Source organism: Phenylobacterium sp. (assembly GCF_030693805.1).
Lineage (GTDB): Bacteria > Pseudomonadota > Alphaproteobacteria > Caulobacterales > Caulobacteraceae > Phenylobacterium.
In genome coordinates this window covers 1-4,273 of record NZ_JAUXZW010000368.1, presented here as the reverse complement: position 1 = coordinate 4,273, position 4,273 = coordinate 1, and the positions used below count along the sequence as shown (strand labels likewise).

The 4,273-nt window shown below is 62.3% G+C and carries 5 protein-coding genes and 1 pseudogene; 4 read left to right on the top strand and 2 right to left on the bottom strand.

The genetic code is table 11. The features are described from left to right. Positions 1–885, bottom strand: a pseudogene (locus tag Q8M88_RS14660) (F0F1 ATP synthase subunit beta); the annotation flags it as partial. Positions 886–1,799: 914 nt separating this feature from the next. Further along, positions 1,800–2,036 carry a hypothetical protein gene (locus Q8M88_RS14655; RefSeq protein WP_305597899.1) on the bottom strand — a complete coding sequence of 79 codons (237 nt, stop codon included), beginning with the start codon at positions 2,034–2,036 and terminating at the stop codon, positions 1,800–1,802. Positions 2,037–2,585: 549 nt separating this feature from the next. Between Q8M88_RS14655 and Q8M88_RS14650 the strand changes: the two genes are divergently transcribed. The 4 genes from Q8M88_RS14650 (at position 2,586) to Q8M88_RS14635 (ending at position 4,251) form a co-directional block, all read left to right on the top strand. Continuing rightward, positions 2,586–2,975 carry a hypothetical protein gene (locus Q8M88_RS14650; protein WP_305597898.1) on the top strand — a complete coding sequence of 130 codons (390 nt, stop codon included), beginning with the start codon at positions 2,586–2,588 and terminating at the stop codon, positions 2,973–2,975. A gap of 155 nt (positions 2,976–3,130) precedes the next feature. After that, complete coding sequence (locus tag Q8M88_RS14645; protein ID WP_305597897.1) at positions 3,131–3,328, top strand: hypothetical protein; 198 nt, start codon at positions 3,131–3,133, stop codon at positions 3,326–3,328. A gap of 210 nt (positions 3,329–3,538) precedes the next feature. After that, positions 3,539–3,826, top strand: coding sequence for a hypothetical protein (locus tag Q8M88_RS14640; protein ID WP_124740360.1), 288 nt, complete (start codon positions 3,539–3,541; stop codon positions 3,824–3,826). Beyond that, on the top strand, positions 3,826–4,251 hold the full coding sequence (locus Q8M88_RS14635; protein WP_305597896.1) for a hypothetical protein: 426 nt from the start codon (positions 3,826–3,828) through the stop codon (positions 4,249–4,251). Before Q8M88_RS14640 ends, Q8M88_RS14635 begins: the two co-directional genes overlap by 1 nt. Positions 4,252–4,273 lie beyond the last annotated feature (22 nt).

The following is a 4,273-nucleotide window of genomic DNA, read 5'->3' as shown; positions in this document are numbered from 1 at the left end:
GCGTTCCTCGAGTTCGGCGATCTCGCTGGCGAGCGTCGGTTGGTAGCCGACGCGCGAAGGCAATCGGCCGAGTAGACCCGATACCTCGCTGCCGGCCTGAACCAGGCGGTAGACGTTATCAATGAGCAACAGCACATTCTCGCGAGCCGTGTCTCGAAAATATTCGGCCATGGTGAGCGCCGTCAGCCCCGCCCGCCAGCGGGCGCCGGGCGGCTCATTCATCTGTCCGAATACGAGCGCGGTGCGCTCGAGCACGCCGGACTGCCGGAGTTCGAGCAAAAGCTCGTGTCCCTCGCGGGAGCGTTCGCCGATCCCGGCGAAGACCGAAATTCCAGCGTGTCGCTCAACGGTCGTGCGGATCAATTCCATGATGAGCACGGTCTTGCCAACGCCGGCGCCGCCGAACATGGCCGCCTTGCCGCCCTTCACGAGCGGCGCGAGGAGGTCGATGACCTTAATGCCGGTTGCGAACGACTCGAGAGTTCCCACAAGCTTGTGGATTTCAGGCGCCGCCGCGTGAATCGGACGGCGCTCTATGTCGGCAGGAAGCGCCGGCCCTCGGTCTGCGGGGTCGCCGATCGAATTGAGCAGCCGCCCCAATACGGCTTCTCCCACGGGCACGCTGATCGCGACCCCCATGGCGCGCGCGGGGACGCCGCGGTTCAGGCCGGCCGTGTTCGAGAGCGCAACGGCGCGCACTGTATGGGCGTCGAGATGTTTCTGCACCTCGGCGATAATTGGGTCTCCACGATCCCATTCGATCGCCACGGCTTCGTTGATCGCCGGCAAGGCGCCGGACGCGAACCGCACGTCGATCACCGAGCCGTGAACAGCTGTGACCCGTCCGAGAAGAGCTCCGCGCCTGTCCTCTTGTTCCACGATCATCACCGCCGCCGAAGCGCTCGATTGGCCGATCGCCTGAGCTGGTACAGAATGCTTTTATAAATGATTCGGTTCAAGCGATTGACTGAGACAATCGAAGGAAGCAGTTCTTGACAAGGGGTCAAGCAGGGCTTTGGCGGGCAAATTGCAACCTCGAGCGAGGGGGTCCTCAGTTGATTGTCGAAATCGTAACGCAAGCGGACAGCCGGTTGTGGCCGCAGCGATCAGTTTGATGAATTGTATTTGCGGCCGACTGCGCCGTCGTGACGCTGCGATCGGCGCCGGGCAAGCGTCAGAGGAGTGCGTGGCTTCGGGATCCTGTGGATGAAATTGTATCGCGCGACCTGATAGCTTGGATCGAAGCCGTAGAAGTTGAGCCGCATGCGAGCAAGCTCTTCAGCGCGATAGGCCGCGAGCGGCTTTCCGCTTCTTCGGCTTCGCACCGCCGGCGCTTGTCGGCAAACCGCGCGTCGAATACCTTATCCCTCGAGAGCGCGTGGGCGAGCGACGCGATCGCGGCCGGATCCGCGCGCGCCGAAGACGGCAGGATGCGAGCGATCAGCCGAGTCGGCGGGCGTCCACGCCGCGCAGCGGCAGTCGCGCCTGCGTGATCCGGCGCGCGTTCCCTCTCCACTCTCGACTCTCGAATGAACTCAAATAAGTTGCGTGAATCTTGCGCTCTAGCCGTTCAGGAAATTCAGGCCCGCAGCTTCGCCGAGCGCGAAGCCATCGCAGCGTAGCGCGCCTACACTGAGACCATGCGCTCGCCGAACGATGCCGTGAAGGCGAATATCGCCGCCGAAAACGAGCGCGAGAGAGACCGCGGCCGAAGGATAACGGCCAATGACGTCGCGCGCGCGAGGGCGGGCCGGTGCCTATGACCGGGCGGCGATCATGCGCGATGCGCACAGACAACGCTAAAAGGTCGGGGCCCCCAGCCCCACACCGCCCTCGCCCTGTTCGCCAACATAGCCATAATAGGCTGGCGGGCGGCCATAGGCTGCGGCGCCCATGGTCCCGCCATAACCGCCATAGGCGTACGTCGCCGGCCGCGCGCAACCGTATCGCGCCCATCCGCGATGCCTATGCCAGTCCTTGGGCCAGCCGGAATGCCAGCCGTAGTTCCGGGCGCCCCGGTAATGTGCGTCCGCCATGCTAGGGAGACCGACCCCCGCGCAAGTCGCGATCGCGGTCGCCAGGGCCAGACTTTTGATGCGGTTCGAGGACATATGCTCTTCCTGCCAAACGAAATCCCGTCGCTCCGGGATCACCACCGCGGCGTTGAGATCGCACCGAGATTGCGGGGTAAATTGGATTGAACGGCGCTTTGTCAAGCGCGGCAGCAGGAGGTCTTGAGCCCCGCGTGCGCCTGCGGCGGGCGGACTAGCTTCTAGGTGCGCAGAAGAGACCGTCGGGCTCAACACCGGGGCCATGGGCACTAAACTTGTGGCGCAAGATTGCGGCTGGTCGATCAGGTCGGTAAGGCGGATGTAGCTCAGCCCATGAGAGTTGTTGCTTAAAACGTCTGCGTCCACGAGACCGCGAGGAGGTCTGTGGCATCCTCGTCGCCGACCGTGAGGGCGACCGCACACACACCGAGGTCCAGGCTTGGCTCAAGGATCTCGGGCGGGAGCTTGATCACGAGGTTTGGGTAGCCGCCAACGATCGCGGCCCACAACGGAGGACAGCTGGGCGCGGAATGCTTGGACTCGCTTCCTGTTTCAATAGAAAACGCCCCGAGCGTGGACTCGATCCGTCTCATTGACATCCAGTGGATCGATAGGGACCGCACTCGCGTGATGGCGGCGTTCGAAGTAGGGCATATAACGTCAATCTACTCCGGCATCGTCTGCATGCTCGATCTTGCTTTGAGCAGCGATCTGCATGCGGCAGACGGGCTCTTTCTCGTTGCGCCCGATGCGCGTGAAGGAGAGGTTCGTGCGCAGCTCCGGCGGCCTGCGTCAGTCGCGTCGCCGATTTGCAGGTGCGCTACTTACCATATGACGATCCTGGAAAAGCACCGCGACGCTATCGCTCGCTTCGGAACGGGAATTAAGGGCATCCAGGCCATTTCACGCGTACTGTCACACTAAAGGTTAAGGGTTCGGTTACGCTCGCGTCTCGACCGTGGGGCAGACCCTCGAAGGGTAGCTCGAACAGCTGAGGACCGCCGGCTTCGCGATAATCCATCGGGAAGGTTCGGGCGCGAAGGCGGACTGCAAGGATTTGGGGAGGCTTCTCAAGTTCCGTGCTTCCGGCGACGCTATGCGATAACCAGGATCGAGTGCCTCGCCGGCCGACTTTCGAGTCGTTCGCGATCGTCAAACGCATCGTGGGCGTGGGCGGACAGTTCCGGGAGCTTTGCCGAACCATGGCCGGACACCTCCATAAGCACGGACTGCTGATGATCGGCGTGATAGACGGCCTGGCCGATGTGGGCGCCTGACTTGATCCGCACATGTACCAGCGAAGGGCGGGCGTGGGCAAGGGAGCGCGGCCAGCACGTGGGCGAGACCGGCGAAGATGACCCTCGCGCAGAAACAGGAGGCCGGCCGACGGCGAGCAGACGGGGAATCCGTGGCCGATCTTGCCCGCTTCTGGCGGTAGTAGCGCCGACGCCATCTACAAGGCCGCCGCGAATGGCTGAGGCCATGCGGTGGCGAACAAGCGCAACACCGGCCTGACCGAGTTCGTGCGCCGCGAGGCCTTCGAGTCGACCGAAGCCGAAGTGCTCAGCCGGCCCGACCCCGCAGCAGTCAGGCTTCTCGGCCGGCTCGCTTTCGAGAAGGATTATCTGGGAAAGGGGACGCCGCATCCCAGCGCACCCGATGAAACGCGAGAACAGAGAACAATTTGTCCGATTCTGGGCTCTCTCACGAACTCACGCACCTTATTCGCCAGAGGGCAAGGTCGCGTCGGAGACGAAGGTCATTGGGTGCACTGATGATCGCCACGTATTCGGAAGCTCATCGACGACTGAATCACCTTCTTGGATTCTTCTTCGTTAGCTGCGCGGTAGAGATTCTCCTTGGCGTCATCCATCGCAATTGGTGGCTTGCAGCTGTTTGGTTGGTGGCGGGATCCATAGGCGGTGTAATTAGAGTCGCGGTGAGCCAGTGCGCCGTCACTCCCAGCACCCCCGAAAACAATGAATTTGCCAATGAGCTTGCCGACCAGCGTGCGTTCACCGGCAAATTTCTGAAGTTCACCAGTCTACTCGCGGCGACTGTGCTGGCAGCTGGGTTCGCACTTGGGAATCCGTGGTGGGGCAACCTGCTCGCCGCCCTTATTACATGGTTCGCAAGCATGTTCGGCATACCGCTGCTATGCGCCCCTCGAAAAAATGGAGAGAGGGATGTTGTCGAATAGCTATGTTTGCAGCTGACCGAAA

What these genes read in the sequence shown, in the direction of transcription:
- Q8M88_RS14635 (WP_305597896.1), top strand. Translation starts at nt 3,826, where the DNA reads ATGATCGCCACGTATTCGGAAGCTCATCGACGACTGAATCACCTTCTT.
- Q8M88_RS14655 (WP_305597899.1), bottom strand. Translation starts at nt 2,036, where the DNA reads ATGGCGGACGCACATTACCGGGGCGCCCGGAACTACGGCTGGCATTCC.